The 570-nt window shown below is 47.4% G+C and carries 1 protein-coding gene; it reads right to left on the bottom strand.

What is annotated here, in order from left to right; translation table 11 throughout:
* Positions 1-468, bottom strand: a 468-nt coding sequence (locus tag R7R24_RS29130) for a GntR family transcriptional regulator (RefSeq protein ID WP_318120516.1), incomplete at its 3' end; no start/stop codon positions are given.
* Positions 469-570 lie beyond the last annotated feature (102 nt).

Here is a 570-nt window from a genome sequence, read left to right as displayed (position 1 = left end):
CGAGTTGGTCAAATCAAAGCTCAATAAATTGGGGAAGATCTCTGGACGAATATAGTTGGTCACATACACAACAGGTCTGTCTTCCAAATATCGAACGCGGTCAACACGAAAAACATCAGAGAACGGTTGCAGTTGTAACAAGCGCGCAGATTGCTTATTAGCTAAAGTGCCCTTTGCCGCAATCAGCTCCGTTTTTGGCACGCGATTTTGCGCTTTCGCCATGTTCGGAAAATTAAGTGTTTGAGTAGGGTCGTAGCGTAGTGGCTCAGGTGAAATAAACCAGCCTCTGCGATCTTCACGATAAATTCGTCCTTCGGCTTCCAATAACGACAACGCTTCGCGCAACGTAACTCGGGTTGTGTCGAACGACTCCGCCAACTTGCGCTCCGCAGGCAATTTCTGACGCGGTGATAGCATGCCCGCTTCAATCTGTTCAACAATCGAATCTTTAATTTTTACGTACTGCACGAGGTGTCCTTATCTTTTACGCCAAGCCTGAGTGCGACTTTCTAACCACTTCCCCAACGTCATCTGAACGATCTTCGCAATCGCGGCTGCAATCATGATCAT

The organism is Vibrio sp. 704 (assembly GCF_033339295.1).
The sequence above is the reverse complement of the archived record's forward strand: the minus strand, read 5'-3'. Positions and strand labels throughout refer to the sequence as shown.